Annotated in this window: 28 protein-coding genes; 14 read left to right on the top strand and 14 right to left on the bottom strand. The window is 64.3% G+C overall.

The genetic code is table 11. From position 1 onward, the window contains the following. Positions 1–229: 229 nt before the first annotated feature. Both I6F16_RS29070 and I6F16_RS29065 read left to right on the top strand, forming a co-directional pair. Positions 230–580 (top strand): hypothetical protein, encoded by a 351-nt coding sequence (locus tag I6F16_RS29070; protein WP_225126779.1) that lies wholly within the window; start codon positions 230–232, stop codon positions 578–580. Between the two features lie 404 nt (positions 581–984). Then, positions 985–1662 carry a ParA family protein gene (locus I6F16_RS29065; protein WP_025032179.1) on the top strand — a complete coding sequence of 226 codons (678 nt, stop codon included), beginning with the start codon at positions 985–987 and terminating at the stop codon, positions 1660–1662. 68 nt (positions 1663–1730) lie between these two features. Here I6F16_RS29065 and I6F16_RS38055 read toward each other — a convergent pair whose 3' ends face one another. The 5 genes from I6F16_RS38055 to trxB form a co-directional block, all read right to left on the bottom strand. Further along, positions 1731–1859, bottom strand: a complete 129-nt coding sequence (locus I6F16_RS38055) for a hypothetical protein (RefSeq protein WP_276325991.1) — start codon at positions 1857–1859, stop codon at positions 1731–1733. A 147-nt stretch (positions 1860–2006) separates the two neighbouring features. Then, positions 2007–2156: a hypothetical protein gene (locus I6F16_RS29060; protein ID WP_167361666.1), complete on the bottom strand. Its 150-nt coding sequence runs from the start codon at positions 2154–2156 to the stop codon at positions 2007–2009. A gap of 290 nt (positions 2157–2446) precedes the next feature. Further along, complete coding sequence (gene dapA / locus I6F16_RS29055; protein ID WP_225174200.1) at positions 2447–3355, bottom strand: 4-hydroxy-tetrahydrodipicolinate synthase; 909 nt, start codon at positions 3353–3355, stop codon at positions 2447–2449. A 446-nt stretch (positions 3356–3801) separates the two neighbouring features. Next, positions 3802–4725 carry a LysR family transcriptional regulator gene (locus I6F16_RS29050; RefSeq protein ID WP_025032176.1) on the bottom strand — a complete coding sequence of 308 codons (924 nt, stop codon included), beginning with the start codon at positions 4723–4725 and terminating at the stop codon, positions 3802–3804. Between the two features lie 4 nt (positions 4726–4729). Next, positions 4730–5695 (bottom strand): thioredoxin-disulfide reductase, encoded by a 966-nt coding sequence (gene trxB, locus I6F16_RS29045; protein ID WP_225114079.1) that lies wholly within the window; start codon positions 5693–5695, stop codon positions 4730–4732. A 267-nt stretch (positions 5696–5962) separates the two neighbouring features. Here trxB and I6F16_RS29040 point away from each other — a divergent pair, with 267 nt between their 5' ends. Beyond that, a complete protein-coding gene (locus I6F16_RS29040) occupies positions 5963–6442 on the top strand; it encodes an Lrp/AsnC family transcriptional regulator (RefSeq protein ID WP_008135853.1) in 480 nt (159 codons plus the stop codon). Positions 6443–6681: 239 nt separating this feature from the next. Here the strand turns inward: I6F16_RS29040 and greA are convergent, their stop codons facing one another. The 3 genes from greA to I6F16_RS29025 all read right to left on the bottom strand — a co-directional run bounded on the left by greA (position 6682) and on the right by I6F16_RS29025 (position 11967). Then, positions 6682–7155 (bottom strand): transcription elongation factor GreA, encoded by a 474-nt coding sequence (gene greA / locus I6F16_RS29035; RefSeq protein WP_036009537.1) that lies wholly within the window; start codon positions 7153–7155, stop codon positions 6682–6684. Positions 7156–7368: 213 nt separating this feature from the next. After that, positions 7369–10833, bottom strand: coding sequence for a carbamoyl-phosphate synthase large subunit (gene carB / locus I6F16_RS29030; protein ID WP_225174199.1), 3465 nt, complete (start codon positions 10831–10833; stop codon positions 7369–7371). A 432-nt stretch (positions 10834–11265) separates the two neighbouring features. Then, on the bottom strand, positions 11266–11967 hold the full coding sequence (locus tag I6F16_RS29025) for a class I SAM-dependent methyltransferase (protein ID WP_225174198.1): 702 nt from the start codon (positions 11965–11967) through the stop codon (positions 11266–11268). Between the two features lie 105 nt (positions 11968–12072). On the opposite strand from I6F16_RS29025, the gene I6F16_RS29020 reads away from it, so the two are divergent. After that, positions 12073–12597 (top strand): DNA starvation/stationary phase protection protein, encoded by a 525-nt coding sequence (locus I6F16_RS29020; RefSeq protein ID WP_036009542.1) that lies wholly within the window; start codon positions 12073–12075, stop codon positions 12595–12597. A 139-nt stretch (positions 12598–12736) separates the two neighbouring features. Here I6F16_RS29020 and I6F16_RS29015 read toward each other — a convergent pair whose 3' ends face one another. Together I6F16_RS29015 and carA are read right to left on the bottom strand one after the other, a co-directional pair. Beyond that, positions 12737–13258 carry a cupin domain-containing protein gene (locus I6F16_RS29015; RefSeq protein ID WP_225114077.1) on the bottom strand — a complete coding sequence of 174 codons (522 nt, stop codon included), beginning with the start codon at positions 13256–13258 and terminating at the stop codon, positions 12737–12739. 247 nt (positions 13259–13505) lie between these two features. Then, positions 13506–14696, bottom strand: coding sequence for a glutamine-hydrolyzing carbamoyl-phosphate synthase small subunit (carA, locus tag I6F16_RS29010; RefSeq protein ID WP_109145280.1), 1191 nt, complete (start codon positions 14694–14696; stop codon positions 13506–13508). Between the two features lie 146 nt (positions 14697–14842). Here carA and I6F16_RS29005 point away from each other — a divergent pair, with 146 nt between their 5' ends. From I6F16_RS29005 to I6F16_RS28975, 7 genes are all read left to right on the top strand, one after another. Continuing rightward, positions 14843–15571: an alpha/beta fold hydrolase gene (locus I6F16_RS29005; protein WP_225174197.1), complete on the top strand. Its 729-nt coding sequence runs from the start codon at positions 14843–14845 to the stop codon at positions 15569–15571. Positions 15572–15602: 31 nt separating this feature from the next. After that, the gene (locus tag I6F16_RS29000) at positions 15603–16058 is read left to right on the top strand and encodes a GatB/YqeY domain-containing protein (RefSeq protein ID WP_225174196.1); all 456 of its coding nucleotides are present in this window, start codon (positions 15603–15605) and stop codon (positions 16056–16058) included. 129 nt (positions 16059–16187) lie between these two features. Then, positions 16188–17351, top strand: coding sequence for an epoxide hydrolase family protein (locus I6F16_RS28995; protein WP_225174195.1), 1164 nt, complete (start codon positions 16188–16190; stop codon positions 17349–17351). Between the two features lie 162 nt (positions 17352–17513). Then, positions 17514–19124: an acyl-CoA synthetase gene (locus tag I6F16_RS28990; protein ID WP_225174194.1), complete on the top strand. Its 1611-nt coding sequence runs from the start codon at positions 17514–17516 to the stop codon at positions 19122–19124. Between the two features lie 26 nt (positions 19125–19150). Beyond that, a complete protein-coding gene (locus I6F16_RS28985; protein WP_057027726.1) occupies positions 19151–19618 on the top strand; it encodes a MarR family transcriptional regulator in 468 nt (155 codons plus the stop codon). A gap of 83 nt (positions 19619–19701) precedes the next feature. Next, positions 19702–20070 (top strand): nuclear transport factor 2 family protein, encoded by a 369-nt coding sequence (locus I6F16_RS28980; protein WP_225126766.1) that lies wholly within the window; start codon positions 19702–19704, stop codon positions 20068–20070. Between the two features lie 2 nt (positions 20071–20072). Further along, positions 20073–20516, top strand: coding sequence for a hypothetical protein (locus I6F16_RS28975; protein WP_036030342.1), 444 nt, complete (start codon positions 20073–20075; stop codon positions 20514–20516). 102 nt (positions 20517–20618) lie between these two features. On the opposite strand, the gene I6F16_RS28970 is transcribed toward I6F16_RS28975, so the two are convergent. After that, on the bottom strand, positions 20619–22847 hold the full coding sequence (locus I6F16_RS28970; protein ID WP_225174193.1) for an ATP-binding protein: 2229 nt from the start codon (positions 22845–22847) through the stop codon (positions 20619–20621). Between the two features lie 240 nt (positions 22848–23087). Between I6F16_RS28970 and I6F16_RS28965 the strand changes: the two genes are divergently transcribed. Beyond that, the gene (locus I6F16_RS28965; RefSeq protein ID WP_036009562.1) at positions 23088–23861 is read left to right on the top strand and encodes a DUF2189 domain-containing protein; all 774 of its coding nucleotides are present in this window, start codon (positions 23088–23090) and stop codon (positions 23859–23861) included. 193 nt (positions 23862–24054) lie between these two features. Here the strand turns inward: I6F16_RS28965 and I6F16_RS28960 are convergent, their stop codons facing one another. Together I6F16_RS28960 and I6F16_RS28955 are read right to left on the bottom strand one after the other, a co-directional pair. Beyond that, complete coding sequence (locus I6F16_RS28960) at positions 24055–24567, bottom strand: SRPBCC family protein (protein ID WP_036009564.1); 513 nt, start codon at positions 24565–24567, stop codon at positions 24055–24057. 28 nt (positions 24568–24595) lie between these two features. Beyond that, positions 24596–24910, bottom strand: a complete 315-nt coding sequence (locus I6F16_RS28955; protein WP_036040181.1) for a helix-turn-helix domain-containing protein — start codon at positions 24908–24910, stop codon at positions 24596–24598. A 125-nt stretch (positions 24911–25035) separates the two neighbouring features. On the opposite strand from I6F16_RS28955, the gene I6F16_RS28950 reads away from it, so the two are divergent. Continuing rightward, positions 25036–25656: a LysE family translocator gene (locus tag I6F16_RS28950; protein WP_081494564.1), complete on the top strand. Its 621-nt coding sequence runs from the start codon at positions 25036–25038 to the stop codon at positions 25654–25656. A 4-nt stretch (positions 25657–25660) separates the two neighbouring features. Here the strand turns inward: I6F16_RS28950 and I6F16_RS28945 are convergent, their stop codons facing one another. Then, positions 25661–26464: an N-formylglutamate amidohydrolase gene (locus tag I6F16_RS28945; protein ID WP_225114070.1), complete on the bottom strand. Its 804-nt coding sequence runs from the start codon at positions 26462–26464 to the stop codon at positions 25661–25663. 76 nt (positions 26465–26540) lie between these two features. Between I6F16_RS28945 and I6F16_RS28940 the strand changes: the two genes are divergently transcribed. Then, positions 26541–26939 carry a gamma-glutamylcyclotransferase family protein gene (locus tag I6F16_RS28940; RefSeq protein WP_225114069.1) on the top strand — a complete coding sequence of 133 codons (399 nt, stop codon included), beginning with the start codon at positions 26541–26543 and terminating at the stop codon, positions 26937–26939. The last annotated feature ends 21 nt before the right edge of the window (positions 26940–26960 follow it).

The following is a 26960-nucleotide window of genomic DNA, read 5'->3' as shown; positions in this document are numbered from 1 at the left end:
TAAAATTTGGCGACCTGAGTGTTTGCAATGACTTGGCTACTGTGCATGGGGTTGTTTTCGCACTTTTGGTTTGGGGCCGACAACGGCGCCTTCGTTTCGTTTCCCGGAACTGCCGGGGCTCCTGACCTGTTGCCGAGAGCGCACACGTGCCGGCTTTCGCACTTGCCCTCGGTTGCCAACGAACCGCCGTTCACCCACTATTCGCGCTGACTCGTGATGGGGGGGATCGATGCCGGCGTTTCGCTTCAAGTCCTTTGCAAAGCCCGTGGCCGTTGCAAGCCTCGCGCTTGCCCTGGCCATCCTGGCGCTGCCGCGCGCCGGTTTCGCCTACACCCAGGAGGAGCAGCAGGCCTGCACGCCGGACGCGATGCGGCTGTGCGGTGAGTTCGTCCCGAACGTCGATGCCATCACCGCCTGCATGATCAAGAAGAAGGCGCAGCTCTCGCCGCAATGCGCGGTGTTCTTCCGCCGCGGACCGGCGCCGCGCGAGCAGCGCGCCGGCAAGCCGACCCAGATCGCGCCCAAGGCTGCGAAGAAGACCGCCAAGCCGGCGCCCAAGAAGAAATCCAGCCAAGGCTGAGCTTCAGCCAAGGCTCGTTCCTGTTTTGAAACCCGACCAGGCTGCACGGCGCGCGACCGGCTGCGCCAGCCGCGGCATCAGCTAGGCGACAGCCACTGGACTCGTTTTGTTCGCGCAATACCGGGCAGGGGCTGCTGAAAGCGACGGCACCAGCGAAAAGCCCCGAGGATTTGCGCGGCAGGGTTGCATTCCGCTTTTTCCCGCTCGCTGCCAAAATGCACGATTCCCGCAGCGCGGTGCGTTCTGCTGCGATTTGTGCGTGACGTCACAGCACTCAGTGTGACTCAAAAGCCAACACGCCTTGTTATTTCGTGACGGCGGCAAAACCTTCTACAAATTTTTCTTTCACGAATCAGCGCGCTGATTCATTTTCGCGGCCTGGGGTCAATCTGGAGGCGGAAGGTATGAACGTTATTGTTTTTGCATCACGTAAAGGCGGTTCGGGCAAGAGTACCCTCGCCGCGCATCTCGCCGCGCAGATCAAGGCGAGCAAGCAGGTCATGCTGGTTGACGCCGATCCGCAGGGCTCCCTGACGCTGTGGCACAAGCTGCGCGGCACCAACGAGCCGCCGATCAAGGCTGCCGTCAACTCCGTCAGCGGCATCGTCTCCGCGGCCAAGCGCGACGGTTATGAATGGGTGTTGATCGACACGCCGCCGAACCTGTCGGCCGTCGTCGACGACGCGATCAAGAACGCCACCATGGTGGTCATCCCGGCGCGTCCCGGCGTGTTCGACGTCAACGCCGTGCAGGAAACCATCCAGATGTGTCGCGCCGCGCGCAAGCCCTACGCGGTCGTGCTCAACGGTGCCCCGGCCAAGCGCGACGAAGCCGAAAGCCCGATCGTGACCATCGCCCGCGAAGCACTGGCGAAATTCCGCGCTCCGGTGTGGGGCGGCCAGATCACCAATCGTTCGGATTTGTTGATGGCGCTCAGCCACGGCGAAGGCGCGCGCGAATATCAGGCCGAGAGCCGTGCGGCTCAGGAAATCGCAAGGCTGTGGGCGGCGATCGAGCGTTCGGTGAAGGCTATCCGCGGCACCGCGTCGGCCTCCGGCGCAATGCACAAGCAGGCAGCTTAATTTTCATTGATCATGTCGAACGGCGAAAAACGCGCGGAAGTCCGCGCGTTTTGCGTTTCTGATTTCGCTCACGCCACCATCAGCATGTAGAACACGATGACCGGCGACAGAGTCAGGATCACCGACCAGATGCCGACGGCCCAGAGAATGTCCTCGGTGGTAAAGCCCTGCTGTTCGGCGTCGAAATGCGACGCCATTTCATTCTGACTATTCACAAACGCCCCCGCGATTTCTTCGCTTATGGACGTCAGTGATAGCAGCGATGTTTTAAGATCCGGATCGCATCTGCCCGTGCATTTTGAACACAGGTGCTACCACGGATTAACCATCCCGCGCGCGCAGCTTCAGCCGACCAGCCAGACGCGAAACAGCAGCACCGGCATCAGGCCGAGCATCACGGCCCAGAACCCGAACGACGAGACGACGAGAATTCCCTTCAAGAGATCGGCGGGCGCGAACTGGCTCGCGGCCGTAGGCCGGGTGCGATACCCCATGGTCATTTCCCCTTCGGTAACTTTGGACAGAACGATAGGCGCAGTCACGTAAACGAGACGTGGATACGGATTGCGGCAGCTGCGAAGGCCGTTGGGGCGCGGTTAACCAAACGGGCACGCTTCACCCTCTCCCCTTGTGGGAGAGGGTGGCTCGCCGCAGAGCGGCGAGACGGGTGAGGGGTCTGTCTCCACACAAACAGTCTTGCGCTTGGAGAAAACCCCTCATCCGGCGCTTCGCGCCACCTTCTCCCACAGGGGGAGAAGGAAGAGCAGCGTGCACGGAGAGAAAACTACGCCGCGATCGTCATCCGTCGCTCGATCTCGCGATCGATCGTTGCCGCGAGCTCGCTGCTCACTTCCACCATCGGCAGGCGCACCTCCGGGCTGTCGATCAGGCCGGATCGCCACAGCCAGTACTTCGCCGGCGCGGGGCTCGGCTCGGCGAACAACAGCCGCGTCAGCTCGGCGATCTCGTGCCAGCGCGCCAGCGCCGCATCGTGGTTGCCGCGCTTGTGCTCGCTATAGATTGCCGCAAACGTTGCGGTCTCGACATGGGCTGAGAGCACGATGCCGCCGTCGGCGCCGTCACTGAGCGCCTCGAAGAAATTGGCGTCCTCGCCGGTGAGCACGCGAAAGCCCTTCGGCCGGTCGCGCAAGAGCGCGATCGATTGCTCCCGGCTCGCGCCGCAATCCTTCAGGCCGACGATGTTCTTGTGCTCGGCAAGGCGCAGCATGGTCTGGTTGGTGATGTTGACGGCGCAGCGATAGGGAATGTTGTAGAGCGCGATCGGCCATGCCGCGTGGTCGGCGAGCGCCTCGAAATGCGCCAGCAGGCCGCGCTGCGACGGCCGCACATAATAGGGGCTGGCGATCAGGTAACCGTCGATCGGCCAGTCCGCGGTCTCGTCGAGGCGCTCCTGCAGACGCGAGGTGTCCGCGCCCGACAGTCCGAGGCAGATCGGCAGGTTGCGGCCGGCGGTCGCCATCTCGTCGCGCACCACGGCGACGAGACGTTCGAGCTCGGTCGCGCGCAGCGTCATGCCTTCACCGGAGGTCGCGCCCAGGATGAGGCCGTCGATGCCGTGCGCGCCGTAGTGCCGGGTCAGCCGCCGCAGCGACCTCTCGTCCAGCGTGCCGTCCTGGAACGGCGTCACCAGCGGCAGCCACAGCCCGTGCAAGTGATCTCGTAGTGCGGTCATGTTTCCATCTCCTTCTCGGGAAAAATGCCTGAGACGGAGGGCACATGAAAAAACCCCGTCCAGGCGGCGGGGTTTTCGGGATTGGCTCGCGATGACGAAGTCAGCTTAGCGCGCGCAATGTTCCGAGGCCCCGGGATGGGGGCCTTTTTTCGAAACGATTGCGCACGACTTCGTGATCATGGGCGAATGATGCGGGGTATGCGCGGAACTGTCAACACACGCGGAGAGCGAAGCACATTTTGACGAAAAAAAGCCGGACCCGAAGGCCCGGCTTAGGTATTGGCCACGTGAGGCCGACACAATCACCTTCCAAGAGGGATTACTGAACTCCCGCGCCACTGGAGGAGGGGGACAAATGCGCAACGCGAAGGCTCAGCGTGCAAACATTATGGGCTTGCCGAGTGCCTTGCAGCAACAGCCGAGGCCGCATGTCAGTCATGCGGAAATCAGGACGGCCAGCGTTGCGCCTTGCTCACCACGAAGTCACGGAACACCTGCACGCGCGCGACCGTCTTCAACTCCTCGGGATAGACGAAGTAGGTGTCGAGCTGGATCGAGTCCGACTCGCCGAACAGCTGCACGAGCTTGCTCTGCTCCTCGACCAGGTAATCGGGCAGGGCGGCGATGCCGAGGCCCTGCGCGCAGGCGCGCACGAGACCAAGGATGTTGTTGACCTTGAAGTAGGCTTCGCGCGGACCCGAGCCGTTGCGCCCGGCTTCGATCAGCCAGTTGCGGTTCTGCAGGTGCGGCGCGAAGTTGCCGTCCGAGAGCGTGATGATGCGGTGGGAGTCGAGCTCCTCCAGCGTGCGCGGCGTGCCGAAGCGCTTGATGTATTCCGGCGAGCAATAGGCGTGGAAGCCCATCGCGAACAGCTTGCGCTGGATCAGATCCGGCTGCGTCGGCTTGCGGGTGCGGATCGCGACGTCAGCCTCGCGCATCGACAGATCGAGCTCCTCGTCGGTGACGATCAGCGAGATGCGGATCTCCGGATAGAGCGCGGTGAACTCGCCGAGCCGCGGGATCAGCCAGTTGATGCCGACGCCGGGCGTGGTGGTGATCTTGAGATCGCCGCTCGGCCGTTCGCGGCTGTCGGTCAGCTTGGCGCGCGCCGCCTGCAGCTGCATGAACACGTCATGCGCCGTGCGGAACAACAGGTCGCCCTGCTCGGTAAGGATCAGGCCGCGGGCGTGGCGGTGGAACAGCGAGACCGAGAGCTCCTGCTCCAGCGCCGAGACCTGGCGCGACACCGCCGATTGCGACAGGCCGAGCTGCTCGCCCGCATGCGTGAAGCTGCCCGCTTCCGCCGCGGCGTGAAACACCTTCAGCTTGTCCCAGTCCATATCCGTAAATCCGTCGCGTGTTCGGGGCATGATTCTATTCCGCTGCCGCGCGCTCGCTGGCGCGAAGGGCCAAGAAACGTTCGGCTTCGAGTGCGGCCATGCAGCCGAGGCCGGCGGCCGTCACGGCCTGGCGATAGGTTTCGTCGGCGACGTCGCCGGCGGCGAATAGGCCGGGCACCGAGGTCGCGGTCGAGTTCGGGGCGACCTCGATATAGCCGGAGGGTTTCAGCTTGACCTGATCCTTGACCAGCTGGGTCGCGGGCGCATGCCCGATGGCGATGAAGATGCCGTCGGCCTTGACGTCCGTGAGCGCGCCGGTCTTGACGTTCTTGAGCCGGACATGGGTGACCTTGTTGGGGTTCTCGGTGCCGCAGATCTCGTCGACGGCGGCGTCCCAGATCACCTTGATCTTCGGGTGCTTGAACAGGCGCTCCTGCAGGATGCGCTCGGCCCGGAAATGATCGCGACGATGTACGATCGTGACCTGCGAGGCATGGTTGGTGAGGTACAGTGCTTCCTCGACCGCGGTGTTACCGCCGCCGACCACGATCACCTCCTTGCCACGGTAGAAGAAGCCGTCGCAGGTGGCGCAGGCCGACACGCCGCCGCCCTGGAACTTGGCTTCCGACGGCAGCCCGAGCCAGCGCGCCTGCGCGCCGGTGGCCAGGATCACGGTCTCGGCGAGATAGACGTCGCCAGAATCGCAGGTGAGGCGGAACGGCCGCTGCGCCGTCTCCAGCTTGGTCACCAGGTCGGAGACGATCTTGGTGCCGACATGGACCGCCTGCTTCTCCATCTGCTCCATCAGCCAGGGGCCCTGGATCACGTCGGCGAAGCCTGGATAGTTCTCGACGTCGGTCGTGATGGTGAGCTGGCCGCCGGGCTGGATGCCTTGGATCAGGATCGGCTCAAGCATCGCGCGCGCGGCGTAGATCGCGGCGGTGTAGCCAGCCGGGCCGGAGCCGATGATGACGACCTTTGCATGAACAGGAGCGGACATTTCGATGGACGCCTTTCACGGGGGATTTGCAGCGCGGGCGCGGAATGTGCCGGGAGGCCTAGCGGAGGCGCTGAAATATCAGAGCTAATCTAAGCAATCTGGCGAGCCATGCAAGAATTGCATTCCCTATCGGCGGATTTTTCCAACAGGGAACAAAAGTCGATTGCGCTGCACGCGCAATAAAATTGCGCCGGCGGTGCGGATTGGGCTATGAGGATTTCGACAAGTCCACCCAATACCGCCGCAAAGGCCAGGAGTTCCAATCACGTGTCGCGGAACCTAGACGAGATCGACCTGAAAATTCTCACCGAGATTCAGGCCGACGGTCGAATCACCAATGTCGAACTGGCCAAGCGCGTCGGCATCTCGCCGCCCCCCTGTCTGCGCCGCGTCCGGGCGCTGGAGGAGGAGGGTTACATCCACGGCTATCGCGGCCTCCTGGACGCACGCAAGCTGGGCTTCGACGTCACCGTTTTCGCCGCCGTGCACCTGTCCAGCCAGGCCGAAGCGGATTTGCGCGCGTTCGAGGAGTTCGTCCGCGCCGAGCCCCTGGTGCGGGAATGCTGGATGCTGTCCGGCGAGGTCGATTTCATCCTGAAATGCGTCGCACCCGACATGGCGACTTTCCAGGATTTCGTCACGCATCTGACGGCGGCACCGCATGTCCGCAACGTGCGCACGTCATTGGTGCTGCACAATTCGAAGTACGAGGCGGCCGTGCCGCTCGAGGTGAAGGGACGACGGTAGGGTCTTTTCCCTCTCCCCGTTCTTACGGGGAGAGGTGAAGACCAGTCCACGGTCCTCTCCGTCATTGCGAGCGGAGCGAAGCAATCCAGTGTCTTTCCGCAGAGGCAGTCTGGATTGCTTCGCTCCGCTCGCAATGACGTGTGGTGAGAACGTGTGTCCGCCACAACTCCAGCAACACGCCAAAAAGGCCGCGCACTGCGCGGCCTTTTCGAAACGTCAGCAGACGCAGCGGCAAATCCTTACCGCCACTCCACCTTGGTGATCTCGTACGCCTTGGCGCCGCCCGGCGTGTTGACCTCGACCGTGGCGCCCTTCTTCTTGCCGATCAATGCGCGTGCGAGCGGCGAGGTGATCGAGATCCGGCCCTTCTTGGCGTCCGCCTCGACCTCGCCGACGATCTGCCACACCGTCTTCTTCTCGGTGTCCTCATCGACCAGCGTCACGGTGGCGCCGAACTTGATGGTGTCGCCGGAGAGCTTGGAGATGTCGATGATGTCGGCGCGCGCGAGCTTGTCCTCGAGCTCGGCGATGCGACCCTCATTGTGCGACTGCTCTTCCTTCGCGGCATGATATTCCGCGTTCTCCGACAGGTCTCCGTGCGAGCGCGCCTCCGCGATATGCTCGATGATCCGCGGACGGTCCACGGACTGGCGCTGCTTCAATTCTTCCCCGAGCGCGACAAAGCCGGCCTGGGTCATCGGAACCTTTTCCATCGTCTCTCTCGTCCTTCGATCGTGCGCCCCAGAATGCGGATGGGCGCCGCAACCTTGATTCGTCAGTCCTCCAGAGCCCAAAGAGGGGCTGCCGGACCTTGACAGATATGGGCTTTAGCGCCGGAACAGAACTGCCACCTGGCCGGATCGGTTCCTCCGGCCATTGTGGCTTCATTGCCAATCACTTAGCGGAAGCTTCGCTGCCGCTAGCGATCAGGTTTCCGAAAAGTAGCTCTGCAGGGTACGAACCTCAAGGTCCCCACCCAAATAGGCGCGGATGCCCTGCGCGGCCGCCACGGCCCCGGAAAGAGTGGTGTAATATGGCACTTTATGCAAGAGGGCCGCGCGCCGCAGCGAGCGGCTGTCGGCCAGCGCCTGCGGGCCTTCGGTGGTGTTGAAGACGAGCTGGACGTCGCCATTGGTGATGGCATCGACGATGTGCGGCCGCCCTTCCAGCACCTTGTTCACCTTCTCGGTCGGGATGCCCTGGTCGGTCAGGAAGCGCGCCGTGCCCGAGGTCGCCAGCACCTTGAAGCCGAGCGAATGCAATTCGCGCACGGCATCCGCGATGCGCGTCTTGTCGCTTTCGCGCACCGAGACGAACACAGTGCCCTTAGGCGGCACCCGCGTGCCGCCGCCGAGCTGACTCTTGGCGAAGGCGACCGCAAACGAGCGGTCGATTCCCATGACCTCGCCGGTCGAGCGCATCTCGGGGCCGAGCACAGTGTCGACGCCGGGGAAGCGTGCGAACGGGAAGACCGATTCCTTGACGCCGACGTGCTTGAGCGCCGCCTTCTTCAGCTTGAAATCGGCAAGCTTCTCGCCGGCCATGATGCGCGCGGCGATCTTGGCGACCGGCGTGCCGACCACCTTGGCGACGAACGGCACGGTGCGCGAGGCACGCGGATTGACCTCGAGCACGTAGATCTCGCCGTCCTTGATGGCGTATTGCACGTTCATCAGGCCAATGACGTCGAGGCCGAGCGCGAGCTCGCGGGTCTGCCGCTCCAGCTCCTCGATCATTTCCGCATCGAGCGAGTGCGGCGGCAGCGAGCAGGCGCTGTCGCCGGAATGGATGCCGGCTTCCTCGATGTGCTCCATGATGCCGACGATGAAGGTGTCCTTGCCGTCGCACAGGCAGTCGACGTCGATTTCCGTGGCGTCCGACAGATAGCGGTCGAACAGCAGCGGGTTCTTGCCGAGCACGGTGTTGATCTGCCCGGTCTTGTCGTTCGGATAGCGCGCCTTGACATCGGCCGGCACCAGCTCCGGCAGCGTGCCGAGCAGATAATCATTGAGCTGGTTCTCCTCGCGGATGATCTGCATCGCACGGCCGCCGAGCACGTAGGACGGGCGCACCACCAGCGGCAGGCCGAGATCGGCGGAGACGAGGCGGGCCTGCTCGACCGAATAGGCGATGCCGTTCTTCGGTTGCTTGAGGCGCAGCTTGTCGAGCACGCGCTTGAAGCGGTCGCGGTCCTCGGCGAGGTCGATGGCGTCGGGTGAGGTGCCGAGAATCGGCACTTCGGCGGCTTCCAGCGCGCGCGCCAGCTTCAGCGGCGTCTGGCCGCCGAACTGCACGATCACGCCGTGCAGCGTGCCGTTGCTGCGCTCCTTGGCGATGATCTCCAGCACGTCCTCGGCGGTGAGCGGCTCGAAATAGAGCCGGTCGGCTGTGTCGTAGTCGGTCGACACCGTCTCCGGATTGCAGTTGACCATGATGGATTCGTAGCCGGCGTCGTGCAGCGCGAAGCAGGCGTGACAGCAGCAATAGTCGAACTCGATGCCCTGGCCGATGCGGTTGGGACCGCCGCCGAGAATGATGACCTTCTTCTTGTCGGACGGCGCGCTCTCGTCCGCGGGCAGGCCGGCGAACGGCGCCTCATAGGTCGAGTACATGTAGGCGGTGGGCGAGGCGAACTCGGCCGCGCAGGTGTCGATGCGCTTGTACACCGGGTGGACGCCGAGCGCGTGGCGCTTCGCCTTGACTTCGGCCTCCGTCGTCTCGGCCAGCACGGCGAGCCGCGCGTCGGAGAAGCCCATGGCCTTCAGCGTGCGCATGCCGAAGGCGTTGCCAGGCAGGCCGTTCTTCCTGACCTTCTCCTCCATCTCGACGATGCCACGCATCTCGGCGAGGAACCACGGATCGATCTTGCAGGAGTTGAAGATGTCCTCGTTCGACCAGCCGAGCCGCATGGCCTGGGCGACCTGGAGGATGCGGTTCGGCGTCGGAGTGCCGAGCGCGGCGCGGATCGCGTTCTTGTCGTCGTCGCGGCCGAGGCCCTCGATCTCGATCTCGTCGAGGCCGGTCAATCCCGTCTCGAGCCCGCGCAGCGCCTTTTGCAGGCTTTCCTGGAAGGTGCGGCCGATCGCCATGACCTCGCCGACCGATTTCATCGAGGTGGTCAGCGTGGTCGAGGCGCCCGGGAATTTCTCGAAGGCAAAACGCGGCACCTTGGTGACGACGTAGTCGATGGTCGGCTCGAATGACGCCGGCGTGGCACCGCCGGTGATGTCATTGGCGATCTCGTCGAGCGTGTAGCCGACCGCGAGCTTGGCGGCGACCTTGGCGATCGGAAAGCCGGTGGCTTTCGAGGCCAGCGCGGAGGAGCGCGACACGCGCGGATTCATCTCGATGACGACCATGCGGCCGTCTTCGGGATTGACGCCGAACTGAACGTTGGAGCCGCCGGTCTCGACCCCGATCTCGCGCAGCACCGCCAGCGAGGCGTCGCGCATGATCTGGTATTCCTTGTCGGTCAGCGTCAGCGCCGGCGCGACCGTGATGGAATCGCCGGTGTGCACGCCCATGGGATCGAGGTTCTCGATCGAGCAGACGATGATGCAATTGTCTTTCTTGTCGCGCACCACCTCCATCTCATACTCTTTCCAGCCGAGCACGGATTCCTCGATCAGCACTTCGTTGGTGGGAGACGCGTCAAGGCCGCGCTCGATGATGTCGAGGAACTCTTCCTTGTTGTAGGCGATGCCGCCGCCCGTGCCGCCCATCGTGAAGGAGGGGCGGATGATCGCGGGCAGGCCGATCTCGGACAGCGCCATCATGGCCTGGCCGAAGGCGTATTCCTGGTAGCGCTTGCGACGCTCGCTCTCGCCGAGCGTCCACTGCCGGTCGAGCTCTTCGAGCGCGGCGCCCGACAGCTTTGCGCGTTCGGCCTGGTATTTCTCGCGGAACGACTTCTTCAGCTCGGAGGCGTTGGCGAGCCGAGACTTCGGCGTCTCGAGCCCGATCTTGGTCATGGCCTCGCGGAAGAGCTGGCGGTCTTCCGCCTTGTCGATGGCATCGGCGGTGGCGCCGATCATCTCGACGTCGAACTTCTCCAGCGTGCCCTGGCGGCGCAGCGACAGCGCGCAGTTCAGCGCGGTCTGGCCGCCCATGGTCGGCAGCAGCGCGAAGCCGCCGGGGACGACTTGACGTTCCTTCTCGATGATCTTGGCGACGATCTCGGGCGTGATCGGCTCGATATAGGTCGCATCCGCCAATTCCGGATCGGTCATGATGGTGGCCGGGTTGGAATTGACGAGGACGATGCGATAGCCCTCTTCCTTCAGCGTCTTCACCGCCTGCGTGCCCGAATAGTCGAACTCGCAGGCCTGGCCGATCACGATGGGACCGGCGCCGATGATGAGGATGGTCGAGATGTCGGTTCGTTTGGGCATCACCGCTCACGGGCTGGGATCTGGGCACAAAAAAAGGGCGCGCTTGCCGCGCGTCCCCATTTGGCGAGAGCGCGGGGTCTCCCTCGCGCGCGGGTGGGTCTTAAACCAGTTTTTGGAGCGGCGAAACCCCGAAAAACGCCCATCAACCGCCAATTTTCAGGGGTTTGACGGTGCGTTGCCGGCATCGTCGGGGCGGGCGGGCAGTCCGTCTCCGCTTCCGCTAGGCTCCAGCTACGCCGGACACGCTTCGCCCCTTCGGGTCTTGCGTGGCTGCGCCACGCAAGACCCGCAGGGGCGAAGCGTGGAGACCCGGCCTGGATTTGAACCAGGATGAAGAGCGATGCACCGCCCCCGCGTAGACATTTCCGCCACCGGGCCATCAGGATTATTCCCGATCGGCGTGCGCCAGGCCACCTCAGCTGATCGTTATGCTTAACGGACCAGAGGCGGCCTCGCGATGAAGGACATGCGCCAGCGGTTGTGCCCGATATTGCTGTGGGCGCGCTGGACCGTGAAGCCCGCCGCCTTCAGCTTGGCCGTGATCTCGTCCTCGCTGTAGCGCTGCAGTCCGATCTTCGAGCGCAGCTGGCGATAATCCGACAGCGCGGTGCTGATCAGCCCGATCAGCGCGTCCTTCAGAAATCCGTGACGCAGGCCGAACCCGAGCAGCGCCATCACATCCCTGACCATGCCGACATTGGGCTGTAGAATGTCGCCCAGCACCAGCTTGCCGGAGGGTTTCAGGATGCGGCGGATGTTCAATAGCGCCGCATCGAGCTCGTCCGGCGTCATGTATTGTGCGACCGAGTTCATCACGACGAGATCGATCGACTGATCCTGCATCTTGCGGACGTCCTCGAGCGAGCGGACGCGGATCTTGGTGTTTGGGGCAAACCGCGCGATCAGCCGGCCGCGCACGCCCGGCGCGGGCTCGGCCAGGACCAGCATGCCGCAGGCGGCCGCCACCTGGCTCGCCGACAGCGCTTCGCCGCAGGCATAGTCCAGCACCGTCGCATCGGGCGAGGGGATGTAGCCGATGATGTCCCGCGCAATGATCTGGAAGTGCAAGTCGCGATGCAGCTTGCTGACATAGATCGTATGCGTCGAGTCGTAATAATCGATCCAATCGTCCATTGGTATCCCGCCCAGGGGTTCCTATCTAGGAACCGCGCTGCCCACCTTGCGTTAGGGGTGCGGCGGCGCGCCGTCAATGTCCGCGTCCTAACAGGAAGGTCTCCCGTGAGCAAAACCAACAACAAGGTCTCGCCCGAACTCGATACCCCCACGGATCTGTCACCCGACGGGGTCAAGAAAGTCTCTGAGGCGCTCAACGTGCTTCTGGCCGACGCGTTCGCGCTTTATCTGAAGACCAAGAATTTTCACTGGCACATCAGCGGGCGCCACTTCCGCGATTACCACCTGCTGCTCGACGAGCAGTCCGACCAGATCTTCGCCACGACCGACCAGCTCGCCGAGCGCGTCCGCAAGATCGGCGGCACCACGCTGAAGTCGATCGGCCAGGTCGCAAAGCTCCAGACCATCAAGGACAACAACGAGGACTACGTCCCGCCGCGCGAGATGCTGCGCGAGCTGATGCAGGACAACAAGCACGTCGCTGCCGCGATGCGCAAGGCGCACGACGTGTGCGACGAGGCCGGCGACGTCGCCAGCGCCAGCATTTTGGAGAACTTCATCGACGAGACCGAGCGGCGGACCTGGTTCCTGTTTGAAGCGACGAGGCAGGAGGGCGGCAACGAGGCGTAACGGGATGCGTAGGGTGGGTTAGCCTCGCAGAAGCGCGAAGCGCATCTGCAAGGCGTAACCCACCACTGTCTCTGTCCGCGGAAACAGAAGAGGTGGGTTACGCCTTTGGCTAACCCACCCTACTGCACCACGCGTGTGGCTACCGCCACAACCGCATCAGCGCGCCGTCCTTCCCCGTCACGGGATCAGCCGGCGGCAGCGCCACTTGCGGAATCGTCTTCAGCGCTTTCGCATGGTTCTCCGGCGTTGCGCGCGTGATCTCCATTTTTGCGCCTGGCGGATAGGCGCCGATCACGCAAAAATCATCGCTCGCTTTGATGCATTGATGTCCGGTGCCGGCGGGCAGGATCGCAACGTCGCCGGCCTTGATCTGAAGCTCCTGGCCGTGATCGCCGCCGAAACGCACGCGGGCGCTGCCGCGCGCGACGCCGAGCACCTCATGCACCGTCGCATGATAATGCAGATAATCGTAGACGCCGTTGCGCCACGTCCCGCCCCAGCCGTTCGCTTCGAACAGATTCTCGATGGTCTCTTCCGGACGCTTTGGGTCGAGCTTCACCGCGCCCTGGTAGACCAGGAACGGAAGGATGTTGTTCGGCACGAGCCCGTCATCCTCGAAAACAATGGCGAGCGGCTCGGCCTTGTCGCGGACGACGGACATGGCTGTGCTCCTGCGCAAGAATAGCAGGGATCAACCAAACGCGTGCGGCGACGTTCCTCGTTCCACCGTCATTCCGGGGCGACGCGCAGCGTCGAGCTATGATGCGCAATTGCGCATCATAGAATCCATGACACTGCAAAGTCTGTTGTCAGATGGATTCCGGGCTCGCGCTACGCGCGCCCCGGAATGACGAAAAGCCCGGGGCGAGCCCGGGCTTTTGTCGTGAAGTATCCGTGGAGAACGCGCCTTACGCCCTCTTCCTCTGCCGCATCAGGTCGGCGAAGCGCTGGAACAGGTAATGCGAGTCGCGCGGGCCGGGTGAGGCCTCGGGATGATATTGCACGGAGAATACCGGCTTGCCGTCGAGCTGGATGCCGCAGTTGGATCCATCAAACAAGGAAATGTGGGTCTGCGTCGCGCCCTTCGGCAGCGTCGTCTCGTCCACGGCAAAGCCGTGGTTCATCGAGGTGATCTCGACCTTGCCGGTGGTCTCGTCCTTCACCGGGTGATTGGCCCCGTGATGGCCCTGATGCATCTTCTTGGTCTTGGCGCCGACGGCAAGGCCCAGCATCTGGTGGCCAAGGCAGATGCCGAAGGTCGGCGTGCCCGACTTGATCACGTCGCGGATCACGGGCACGGCATATTTGCCGGTCGCGGCCGGATCGCCCGGACCGTTGGACAGGAACACGCCGTCCGGCTTCAACGCCAGGATGTCTTCGGCGGGGGTCGTCGCCGGCACCACCGTCACCTTGCAGCCGACACCGGCGAGCAGGCGCAGGATGTTGCGCTTGATGCCGTAGTCGATGGCGACGACGTTGAACTCGGGCTTGTCCTGGCGGCCGAAGCCCTTGTCCCAGGCCCAGGGCATCTCGTCCCAGGTGAAGCGCTGGCCGCTCGTCACCATCGGCACGAGGTCCATGCCCTCGAGGCCCGGCCATTCGCGCGCCTCTTCCTTGAGGCCGTGCAAATCGAACTCGCCAGACTTCGAGTGCGCGATCACGGCGTTCGGCATGCCCTTGGAGCGGATCAGCGCGGTCAGCGCGCGGGTGTCGATGCCGGAGAGGCCGATGATGCCGCGGGCCTTGAGCCAGGCATCGAGATGCTTGGTGGCGCGGTAGTTCGAGGGATTGGTGATCGCGGTGCGCAGGATCACGCCGCGCGCGCCGGGCGTCGCGGCCATGTTCACCGTCTCGATGTCGTCCTCATTGGTGCCGACATTGCCGATATGCGGGAAGGTGAAGGTGATGAGCTGGCCGGCATAGGAGGGATCGGTCAGGATCTCCTCATAGCCGGTCATTGCGGTGTTGAAGCAGACCTCGCCGACGGCGTGGCCCTCGGCGCCGAGACCAAAGCCCTCCAGCACCGTGCCGTCGGCAAGCACGAGGAGCGCGGTCGGTTTGTGGTCCGGCCAGGCGGGATCGTTGTCATGTTGTGTCATGAGCCCGCTTCATAAGCCCCCCGCGTGTGCACGTCAAAGCGAGAGAGGGCCGATTCACATGCGTTTTTGCATATTTGACAGGCCTCCTCCCACCCTTAAGCTCGGACGCACAATTTCCGGCAATTTCCTGGGCTTGCGAGGCAATAATGGACCAGACCACCCCCATTGTGCTGGTTCCGGGGCTGGCGTCCTCGGCCCGGATCTATGCGCCCGTGATCCCTGCGCTCTGGCGTTTCGGGCCGGTGACGGTCGCCAACCACATCCGCGACGACAGCATGGTTGCGATCGCCCGCCGCATCCTCGCCGAGGCGCCGCCGCGCTTCGCCCTCGCCGGCCATTCCATGGGTGGCTACATCGCCTTCGAGATCATGCGCCAGGCCAGCGAGCGCGTGACAAAACTCGCGCTGATCAACACGCAGGCGCGGCCCGACTCGCCGGAGGCCACCGCGCGCCGCCGCGCTCAGATGGAGCGCGCCAGACGCGGCGAGCTGCGCGCCGTGCGCGAGGAGAGTTTTCCGGAGCTCGTGCATCCGTCGCGGCGCGACGATGCCGAGATTCTCAGGCTCGTGCATGCGCAGGACGAGGACGTCGGCGTCGAAGGCTATCTGCGGCAGCAGAGCGCGATCATCGCACGGACGGATTCGCGGCCCTTGCTGGCGACGATCACATGCCCGACGCTGGTGCTGACGGGCGATGCCGACAACACCATCCCCAACGCCTTCTCCAAGGAAATTGCCGAGGGGATCGCCGGCGCCAGGCTCGTGATCCTCGATCGCTGCGGGCACCTGCCGCAAGCCGAACAGCCGGAGGCGACGGTGCATGCGCTGACCGAATGGCTGGGGAGCCAGGTTGTGCGACGGCCGCAAAGGGCCTAGATCAGGCGTTTATATCGAAGGGATCACGATCATGCTGCGCGACGACATCAACAATGCGGTCAAGGAGGCCATGAAGGCCAAGGACGAGCGCAAGCTGTCCACGCTGCGCATGGTCAACTCGACCATCAAGAACGCCGACATCGACGCGCGCGGCAGCGGCAAGCCGCCGCTGTCGGACGCCGACATCCTCGCGGTGCTGCAGAAGATGATCAAGCAGCGTCAGGAGGCGGTCGAGCTCTACGACAAGGGCGGCCGCGCCGAGCTTGCCGCGCAGGAGCGCGAGGAGATCGCGGTGATCTCGGCGTATCTGCCGAAGCAGATGTCCGATGACGACGTGAAGAAGGCGATCGCGGATGCGATCGCCGAGACGGGTGCGGGCGGCATGAAGGACATGGGCAAGGTGATCGCCGCGCTGCGCGCGAAGTACGCAGGACAGATGGATTTTGGTAAAGCCAGCGGCTTGGTGAAGGCGGCGCTGTCGGGCTAAGTCGTCATTCCGGGGCGACGCGAAGGGTCGAACCCGGAATCCATCGGGCCACCAACTCCGTTGCGAAATGGATTCCGGGCTCGCGCTACGCGCGCCCCGGAATGACAAGAAGAACAAGGGAGGCAACCGATGACCGTCATCAAGCCGTTTCGCATCGCCATCAGCGACGACGTCCTCGCCGACCTGAAGTCACGCCTCGCCCGCACGCGCTGGCCGGAGGCCGAGCTGGTCGACGACTGGAGCCAGGGCGCGCCGCTGAAATGGATCCAGGAGATCTGCACCTATTGGGCCAACGAGTATGACTGGCGCTCGCGCGAGGCAAAGCTCAATCGCTTTGCGCAGTTCACCACGGAGATCGACGGCCTCGACATCCACTTCATTCATGCGCGCGCGAAGGAGCCGTCGGCGCTTCCGTTGATCATTACCCACGGCTGGCCCGGCTCCATCGTCGAGTTCCAGAAGGTGATCGCGCCGCTCACCGATCCCGCCGCGCATGGCGGCAATCCCGCCGATGCCTTTCACGTGATCTGCCCCTCGCTGCCTGGCTTCGGCTTCTCGGGCAAGCCGGGGACCACCGGCTGGGGCGTCGATCGCATTGCCGCGACCTGGGCCAAGCTGATGGACCGCCTGGGCTACGCGCGTTATGGCGCGCAAGGCGGCGACTGGGGCTCGGCGGTGACGACCTCGCTCGGAGCGCAGGACCCCACTCATTGCGCCGGCATCCACATCACGCTCGCCTTCAACGCGGCACCGAAGGTCGAGGGCGAGCCGACGCCAGAGGAGAAGCGGGCGCTGGCCGGCCTCAAGCACTACGCCGATCTCGACTCCGGCTATTCCAAGCAGCAGTCGACGCGGCCGCAGACGCTCGGCTATGGCCTGACGGATTCGCCGAGCGGCCAGGCGGCCTGGATCCTGGAAAAATTCTGGGCCTGGACCGATTGCAATGGCCACCCCGAAAACATCTTCAGCAAGGACGAGCTGCTCGACAACGTCATGCTCTATTGGGCGACGCAGACGGCGACCTCGTCGGCGCGGCTCTATTGGGAGAGCTTTGGCAAGCGCCGCACCACGCCGGTGGTGAAGGTGCCGACGGGTGTCGCGGTGTTCCCCAAGGAGATCGTCACGCCGGTGCGGCGCTGGATGGAGCCGAACTTCCATGACATCACGCATTGGAGCGAGATGGAGAAGGGCGGTCACTTCGCCGCCTTCGAGCAGCCGGAGCTGTTCGTGCGCGATGTCCGGAAGTTTTTTGCGACGTGCGCTAACGACGCCGCCATTCCGGGGCGCTCGTAGGGCGAACCCGGAATCCATCGGGCCGCAGCAAACGCTGCGCAATGGATTCCGGGCTCGACGCTGACGCGTCGCCCCGGAATGACGTCGCGGGGCTCTTGTTCCGAGCACTCACAGCTTTAGACTGGGTCATAACAACAAGACACCGGGAAGACGACCAAGCCCATGCTCACCGAAGCCGCAAGCTACGACGAACTCGTCCGCAACTTCCGTTGGGATATCCCCGCGCGCTTCAACATCGCGGAGGCGTGCTGCGATCGCCATGCCGACGGCACCGGCCGGCTTGCGCTGATCTATGTCGACGACACCGGCGCCACCAGCCGCACCACCTTCGACGAGATCGCGGAGATGTCGCGCCGCTTCGCCAATGTGCTGAGGACGGACGGGCTTGTCCGCGGCGACCGCGTCGCGGTGTTCCTGTCGCAGTCGCTAGAATTGCCGATCGTGCACATGGCGGCGTTTCGCTCGGCCCTGATCTCGATCCCGCTGTTCGCCCTGTTCGGCGAGGACGCGCTGGAATTCCGTCTGTCGAATTCGCAAGCCAGGGCGATCGTCACCGACGCAGCCGGCTGGGAAAAGCTGGCGAAGATTCGCGATCGCCTGCCGGAGCTGAGCAACGTCTACATCGTTGGCGCGCGCGTGCCCGCCGGCACCAAATCGTTCTGGGATGCGGTGAAAGCCGCTTCGCCGGACTTCGCGCGCGCGGACACTTCAGCCGACGATCCCGCCCTGATCATCTACACCTCGGGCACGACGGGTAACCCGAAGGGCGCGCTGCATGCGCATCGTGTCGTGCTCGGCCATCTGCCGAACGTGGAGATGTGCCACAACTTCTTGCCCAAGCCCGGCGATCTCATGTGGACGCCGGCGGATTGGGCCTGGATCGGCGGGCTCATCAACGGCCTGCTCGCGTTCTGGTACCACGGCATTCCCTTGGTCGGCCATCGCGCGCGGAAATTCGAGCCGCAGGCGGCGATGCAGATGATGGCCGATCTTGCCGTCCGCAACGTCTTCCTGCCGCCGACGGCGCTGAAGCTGATGCGGCAGGCCGGCGTCAAGCATTCCGGCGTCAAGCTGCGCAGCATCTTCACCGGCGGCGAATCGCTCGGGGGTGAATTGCTCGGCTGGGTGCGCGAGACGTTTGGTGTCGACGCGCATGAGGTGTTCGGCCAGACCGAGTGCAACCTCGTGATCGGCAGCAACGCGAACCTGTTTCCGATCCGCCCGGGTTCGATGGGCAAGGCGACGCCGGGCTTCGATGTCCGCATCGTCAACGACAAGGGCGAGGAATTGCCGCGGGGGCAGCGCGGCATCATCGGCGTGCGCCAGCCGTGCCCCGTCACCATGCTCGAATATTGGCGCAATCCGGAGGCGACCGCGAAGAAATATGCCGGCGACTTCCTGCTCACCGGCGATCTCGGCGTGCAGGACGAGGACGGCTATTTCTGGTACGTCAGCCGCGAGGACGACGTCATCACCACCGCCGGCTATCGCGTCGGCCCCTCCGAGATCGAGCACACGCTGATGAAACATCCGTCGGTGGCCATGGCTGCGGTGGTCGGCATTCCCGATCCGATCCGCACCGAATCGATCAAGGCCTGGATCGTGCTGCGTCCGGGCTTTGCCGGCAGCGACACGCTCGCGCGCGAGATTCAGGACTTCGTCAAGGTGCAGCTCGCCGCGCACGAATATCCGCGCTTCGTCGAATTCACGGAGACGCTGCCGATGACGGCAACAGGCAAGGTGCTGCGCCGCGAGCTGCGGGCCAAAGGCTGACTTCTTACAAGGGCTGGCTTCCGACCATGGCAAAGACGTCTCAAGCCGCGGGGCTTCACCGCGCCTCGCTTGCAAAGCTGCACGAGCTCGATACGGCGCTGGAGCTCATGTATTACGGCTGGCGCGGCATGACGCTTGAGGCCGACGCATATCTGGCCAAGCAGGGCCTGTCGCGTCCGCACCATCGCATCCTCTACGTTGTGGCGCGCCGGCCCGACATCGCCATCGGCGCGCTGATCGAGATCCTCGGCATTTCCAAGCAGGCCCTCAACCGGCCGCTCAATCTGCTGCTGGAGCGCAAGCTCCTGACCTCGAAGCGGGCGCCGGAGCAGCACCGCTCGAAATTGCTGCGCCTGACGGAAGCGGGGCGGCGCATCGAGCAACGGGCCTCGGACCACGAGCGCCAGGTCCTGCGCGAAGCGTTCGCGCGCGCCGGGGCGAGCGGTGCGGCGGGATGGATCGGCGTGATGGAGGCGATCGCCGACAACAACTGACCTAAATCTCAAGTCAACATAGTTGACATGAGGCGCGCGCTTTGCCACCTTCCTGGCCACAAGCCGAAGGGAGGATCCGTGTCGTGAGCGGACAGGCAATGGACCGCGCGGCCGCCGCAAGCTTCGTCGCGGCATGGTGCGCGAACTGGCGCAAAGTGGACATCGACGCGGTCGTCGCCCATTTCGCCGACGATGCACAGATGCGCAGCCCTCTCGCGCTCACCCTGACGGGGTCTCCGACCGTCACCGGCGCCGAGAACATTCGCGCCTACTGGCGGAAAGCCTACGGCCACATCGAAAGCGCCGACCTGAAGATCCTGGACTGGAGCTGGGACGAGGCGATCGCGCGACTGACGGTGTGGTGGCAATTGGGCGATACGCGCGCCAGCGAATTCATGGACTTCGACGATGCGGGCCGTGTGGTGCGCAGTGAAGCCTTTTACGGAAAATGACCATGCGATTTTCGGATATCGTCCTGCTTCTCAACACGCTCTGGTTCGTGGGCGCGTTCATCCAGTTCAGCATCGCGCAAACCAACACGTTGAAGATCCTGCTGCCGCGGGAGGAGCGCAGCAATCCGATCGCGCCGACCCTTGCAGCGAGCGTTGCGTTCCTCGGCGGCATGAATCTGCCGATCGGGCTCTTGTCGCTCTATCTTCTGGCCGCCCGTCCGTCCTTCTTCCAACCGGTCGAAGCGCAGCTCGCGCTGTTCCTGTTCTTTGCCGCCTGCCATTTCAGCCAGTTCGCCTATAACGTCCCGGTGCTGATGCGCGGCGGCCGCGTCGGGGTGGCCTATTGGCCGGTGTTGAAGGGCCCGATGCTCCGGATCTTCGTGATCGATGCGGCTCTGTTCGCCGCCAACCTCGCAGTGGCGCTGCAGCTCACGATCGCGTCCTGATCTAGAGCATGATCCGGAAAAGTGTGAAACGGTTTTCCGAACAGATCATGCTCAAACAACAATCTAAAGCGCGATGACGATTCATCCTAACCGCATCGCGCTTTAGCGCGGCGGCTCCGAGAGGGCCGCGCGCAGCATTGCGGCGAGCTCCTTGCGCCGGAACGGCTTGGTCAGAATGCGCGCGTCGATCCCGTCGGGCGTCTTGACCGGATCCTGGCTGTAACCGGACGTGAAGAGCACCTTGAGGCCAGGCCGCAGCTGAGCGGCCTGCCTCGCCAGCTCCGGCCCGAACATGCCGCCGGGCATCACGACGTCGGTGAACAGCAGCTGGATGTCCGCGGACTGGCGCAGCACGTCCAGCGCCGCGGGGCCGTTTGCCGTCGTGATGACGCGGTAGCCGAGCGCTTTCAGCTCGTTCTCTACATAGGCGCGCACCATGTCGTCGTCCTCGACGACGAGGATCGTTTCGTATCCCTCGGGTGCGGCGACACGCGCTGCCGGTGACGGCTCCTCGCTCGACGACGTCGGCAGGCGAGGAAAGAACAGCCTGACCACGCTGCCTTGACCCGGTTCGGACTGCATCTGCACGAGTCCGCCGGATTGCTGCGCAAATCCGTAGACCATGCTGAGGCCAAGGCCGGTCCCCTTGCCGACCTCCTTGGTGGTGAAGAACGGCTCGAACGCGCGCTGCAACACCTCGCTGCTCATGCCGGACCCGGTATCCTTCACGGCCAGCATGACGTAGTCGCCGGGCCGCGGCTCGCCGTTGACGTCGAGGTCGGATTCACCGAGCGATGCATTCCGCACCTCGACCATCAGCTTGCCGCCGTCAGGCATCGCGTCGCGCGCGTTGAGCACGAGGTTGAGCACGGCCGTCGCCAATTGGCCGGGATCGACGCTGGCGAGCCAGAGATCCGGCGCGAACGTGAAGCTGGATTCGATGTGCTCGCCCAGGGTCCGCTGCAGAAGCTGCTTCATGCCGGTCACCTGCTCGGCGATGTCGATCTCGCGCGGCCGCAGCGGCTGCTTGCGCGCGAAGGCGAGCAGGCTCCGCGTCAGGTCGGAACCCCGCTCGGCGGCGGTCGCAATGTCGTCGGCGATCCGGTGCAATTCCTTGTTACCTGCGAGCCTGTCGGCGAGGTGCTCGGAATTGCCGAGAATGACGGTCAGGAGATTGTTGAAATCGTGCGCCACGCCGCCCGTGAGCTGGCCCATGGCTTCCATCTTCTGCGACTGGCTGAGCTTGTGGCTGAGATCGGCGATGGCGGCGCGCTGCTGCTCGAGCGATTCGGCCGTGCTGTTGAGCAGCGTCATCAACCCGCCGAGCTCGCCCCCCGGGTGGGGCTCCGGAATGCGCGCGCTGAGATCGCCGTGCCCGAGGCTCTTCGCCATGGCAGCGAGCCGCCCGACCTGCCGTCCGATGCTCACCGTCGTGAGGATCCAGAGGCCGGCGAGGAGCAGCAGCGAGGCCACCGCCAGGATCGCCATGTCCTCGTAAAGCCGGCGGTTCGCTGCCGCGATCAGTCCGTCCTTGGACCGCCCCACCAAGATATAGAGTCCGGCCTTGCGGATCGCGGGCGAGCGGGCAACGCCCCAGATCTGCGTGCGGCCGTCGCGATCGGCGATCTCCCGGAATGGTTCGCCGTCGGGGTCTGCCGCGAAGCGGAACAGGTCGGAGCCCGCAATGGAGCCGCCGATGGGTATGCTCCAGCCGCCGCGCTTGGGGGCGGCCAGGACCGTGCCCTTGGCGTCGACGAGCAGGATGTCCTTCTCGGCGAGCAGCCGCTTGTCGTGAAACTCCGCGAATTTGTTCAGGTTGAAGGAGGCCAGCAGCACGAATTTCAGCGCGCCCGTATCCGATCGCACCGGATAGGCGATCTGCAGCACCGACAGTCCGGTGAGGCGGCCGAACACCGGTTCCACCGCGACGAGGCCGTGAAGAGTCTGGACCTCTTTGAAATAGCCGCGGTCGTTCAGGTCGAGCGTGCGGTTGGTCCGCAGCGAGTCGCAGAACAGCCTGCCGTCGGGATCGATGGTCAGGATACCCGTGAACTGCGGATATTCCTCGCGGACATCCGACAGAAACGCCGAGCATGCCGCCTTGTCGCGCGTGTCGAGGTCGCGGGCGCGGGCGAGCCCGTAATGAAGCTGGGCAGTCCCCTGGATCTTCTCGCCGAGATCGCTGGCGATGTCGTCGGCGGATGCGGCGAGATTGGCCAGCGCCGCGTCGATCTCGCTCGTCCGGTTCTGCACGAAGCGCAGCCCGACCAGAATCGCCGGCACGAGCATGGCCGCGATGACGAGGATAAGTAACCGGGTACGCAGGCTCATCGGTGGGCGATCGGCTCTCGGGCGGCGGTATTCGGAGGTGCAATTTGCGGCACGATCATCTGCCCCGTCCATAGCGGTCGGTGCAAAAATCGCGCGAAAGGCTAACGATTTCGCCGTGCGAGCATCGTCTTTTCACTGCCACCCTTCGCGCCGGCCGGCATCAAGTTGCGCCGCCGCGCGGCGGCGCTAATATCGCGGCATGCGCGCGACGAAGATCGCGCCGATGTGCGGAGGAAGCTGATGTCCATCTCGGGCAAGGTCGATCCGGTGGTGCGTCCCGTGGCGGCGGTCGACATCGCCGAGGCGCTGGTCGAGGGCCTGCGTGATTTCCAGGCGCTGCCGCTCTACGGTCTCTGCTTCGGCGCGCTCTATGCCGCCGGCGGCATCGTCATCATGCTCTGTCTCACCGCCTTCGGCATGGTCTACCTGGTCTATCCCCTCGCTGCCGGCTTTGCGCTGATCGGACCGTTCGTTGCGATCGGCCTCTACGAAGTCAGCAGGCGTCGCGAGCGCGGCGAGCCGGTCTCGTTCGCTGCGATCTGGTCCGCGATCCGCTCGCGCAGCGAGATCGGCTGGATGGCCTTCGTGACGTTGTTCGTCTTCGTGGTCTGGATGTACCAGGTGCGGCTCCTGATCGCGCTGCTGCTCGGCCTCAACGCCTCGTTCTCGAGCTTGCAGGAATTCATGACGGTGGTGCTGACGACCAGCGAGGGCCTGCTGTTCCTGGCCATCGGCAATGCGGTCGGGGCCGTGCTGTCGCTGATCCTGTTCTCGCTGACCGTGGTGTCGTTCCCGCTGCTGCTCGATCGCGAGGTCGATTTCGTCACGGCCATGGTGACGAGCGTGCGCGCGGTGGTGACGAGCCCGCTGCCGATGATCGGTTGGGCCGCATTGATCGTGATGCTGCTGATCGTCTCGGCGCTGCCCTATTTTCTCGGGCTGGTGGTCACACTGCCGGTGCTCGGGCATGCGACATGGCACCTGTACCGCCGGTTGGTGGCGCCGGTGGCTTAGTGTCGGCGCTCTTCCTTCTCCCCTTGTGGGAGAAGGTGGCGCGAAGCGCCGGATGAGGGGTCTCTCTCCGCGGACTCATTGAGAGAAGTGTGCGCGGAGAGAGACCCCTCACCCGTCTCGCCGCTTTCGCGGCGAGCCACCCTCTCCCACAAGGGGAGAGGGGAAGAAGCGACCTACGCTTGTCCTTCTTCAATTACGGCACCTTGATCCCCATCGCCTTCAGCGCCTCCAGCAACCGCACCGGCGGGGACATCTCGATATGCGGCGCCTTGCCGGTCTCCAGCAGGCTCTTCAATCCGGAGAGGATCGCGGGCCAGCCGGTGCGGCCGCCGGAAAGGATGTCGTCGCTGAGCTCGCGGTCGTGGCGTTGGCTCAGGGTGAGGCGGACGGCTTCGCCGGCCTGCTCGATCTCGTAGGTGACGATGGTGGTGCCGAGCTTTTCCACGAGGTCCGGCCAATTGACGTTCCAGCTCACCGTGAGCCTCCTCGGCGGATCGTATTCGAACACTTCGCCGCGGATGTGCTCGGAGCCGTCGGGCGCGTGCACGACGAAACTGCCGCCGAGCTTCGGCTCCATCTCCACCGCAAAGCCGGAAAAATATTTCCGGCTGAACTCGGCGGACGTCAGCGCCTCCCATACCTTCTCGGGCGTCGAGGCGATGTAGATGGTGTAGACGGTCAGCGGCTTGAATTGATCGAGGTTCATCGTGCATCAAATCCTTCGTTGAGCGGACTCACTCGTCGCCGTTCTCCAACTGACGTTTCAGCTCGTTGAGCGCGGCGAGCTTGCTGCGCTCGAACTTCCTGATCCAGCGTTCGCCGATCTGATGGATCGGCATCGGGTTGAGGTAGTGCAGCTTCTCGCGTCCATGCCTGATGGTGGTGATGAGGTTCGCTTCCTCCAGGATGGCAAGGTGCTTGGTGACGGCCTGTCGCGTCATCGCAAGCCCCTCGCAGAGCTCGTTCAGTGTCTGGCCGTTTCTGGCGTGAAGCCTGTCGAGCAGCGAACGTCGCGAGCTATCCGCGAGCGCCTTGAAGACCTCATCCATGGCGGCGATAATAGGCAACTAAATGGTTGCATGTCAAGGGATCGGCTTGGAGCGACTGACGCGTCTTCCGTTCCAGCGCTCGCCATGCATTAATGCGGCGAAACCGCCTTCAGCGAGTCCCTCCCATGATGTCCATGCAAGCCTACCTCGCCTTCGTCGCCGCCTGCATTGCGCTGGCGCTGCTGCCGGGGCCGATCGTCACCCTCGTCATCGCCAATGGCCTGCGCCACGGCACGCGTGCGGCGCTCATCAACGTGGCCGGCGCGCAGGCCGGGCTTGCCATCGTCATCGGCATCGTTGCGATCGGCCTGACCTCGCTGATGGCGACCATGGGCTATTGGTTCGACTGGGTGCGCTTTGCCGGCGCCGCATATCTGATCTGGCTCGGCATCAAGCTGATCTGGGAGCCGGTCGAAGGCGTCGATGTCGACGCGCCGCCGCCGCCGCCGCGCGGCGGCTTCTTCCTGCAGGGATTCCTGGTGCTGCTGTCGAACCCCAAGGTGCTGGTGTTCTTCGGCGCTTTCATCCCGCAATTCATGGACATGAGCCAACCGCATTTCCCGCAGGTCGCGCTGCTGGGTGCCACCTTCATGGTGACGGCGGTGATGACCGATGCGCTCTACGCGATTGCCGCGGGGCGTGCGCGAAAATTCTTCTCGGCGCGGCGAACGCGGATGGTGTCGCGCATCTCAGGCGGCTTCATGATCGGCGGCGGCATCTGGCTGGCACTGACGCGGGCGAAGTGACCGCTTAACTCATTCCCTGCTCGCGCAGCGTGGCCTCGATCTCGCGCAGGATCCGCGCCAGCCGCTCGGCCCATTGCTGCTGGCCGCTCTCTTCGGCGATCAGGTCCTGGCGGATCTCGATGCCGGTGTTGACGAGGCCGCGCGCCTCGCCGTGGATTGGAATCGTGTAGTCGGTGATGTCGCTCACCGCATAAGGCTGGTTGTCGCCCACGACGAGCGCGCTCTCGGCCCGCAAATGCTGCAGCATCAGAAGCGGCAGCACGGTGTCGCGGTGATAGAGCGTGCCGATGTGCCAGGGCCGCGGCTCGCCGTAAAAGACCGGCGTGAAGCTGTGCAGCGCCACCAGCACCGTCGGCCTGCCCGCCCTGATGCGCGCATCGATCGCAGCGCTAATCCGGCGGTGATAGGGATCGAAGATCTCGCGCCGGCGCATCTCCTTGGCCGCGGCCGACAGATCCTCATTGCCGGGGATGGCGGTCGCCTCGGAGATCACGGGAATCGAGCTTGCGACGCCGGGCGGGCGGTTGCAGTCGATCACCAGCCGCGAATAACGCTGCGCGATCAGATGCGCATCGAGCATCTCGGCGAGCCGCTCGGCGACACCGGCGATGCCGATGTCCCAGGCGATGTGCCTGACAAGATCGGTATCCGCGACGCCGAGATCGCCGAGCGCGCGCGGCAGCACCCGTCCGTAATGGTCCGCGGTGAGCAGGAACGGCGATGTCCCTGCCGTATTCACCTCATGCACGGGCGGAATGTCGCCCTCGCCGAGCAGCTGGTCAGTTGCGTCGGCTATATTCAAAGCCATCCTGATTTGCCTATGGAATGACAAACTGTGTAAACGGAGTAGCGGTATCGCACCGATGCCGCAACGTTGGAACGGCATGAGCTCGGATAGACTTTTCGTTTACGGCACCCTGATGCGCGGCTTCGACCACCCGATGGCGCGGCTGCTCGCGGCCCATGCGGAATTCATCAGTGAAGCCACCTGTCGCGGCCGGCTCGTTCTGGTGAAGCACTATCCGGGATTGCTGCTCTCCGAGACGCCGTCGGACATCGTCCATGGTGAGCTGTTTCAGCTGCGCGTGCCGGACGAGCTCCTGCGCGAGCTCGACATGTACGAGGCTTGCGGCGAGGGCTTTCCCGAACCGACGGAATATCTGCGGCAGATGATCGAGGTGACGCTGCCCGACGGCACCACCGGGAAGGCCTGGACCTACGTCTACAATTGGCCGGTTACCGATCTGCCGCGCATCGAGTCCGGGCGCTTCCTTGATCGCTAGATATTCTCGAGCGTGATCTTC

The organism is Bradyrhizobium sp. IC4060 (assembly GCF_020193715.1).
Lineage (GTDB): Bacteria > Pseudomonadota > Alphaproteobacteria > Rhizobiales > Xanthobacteraceae > Bradyrhizobium > Bradyrhizobium yuanmingense.
The sequence above is the reverse complement of the archived record's forward strand: the minus strand, read 5'-3'. Positions and strand labels throughout refer to the sequence as shown.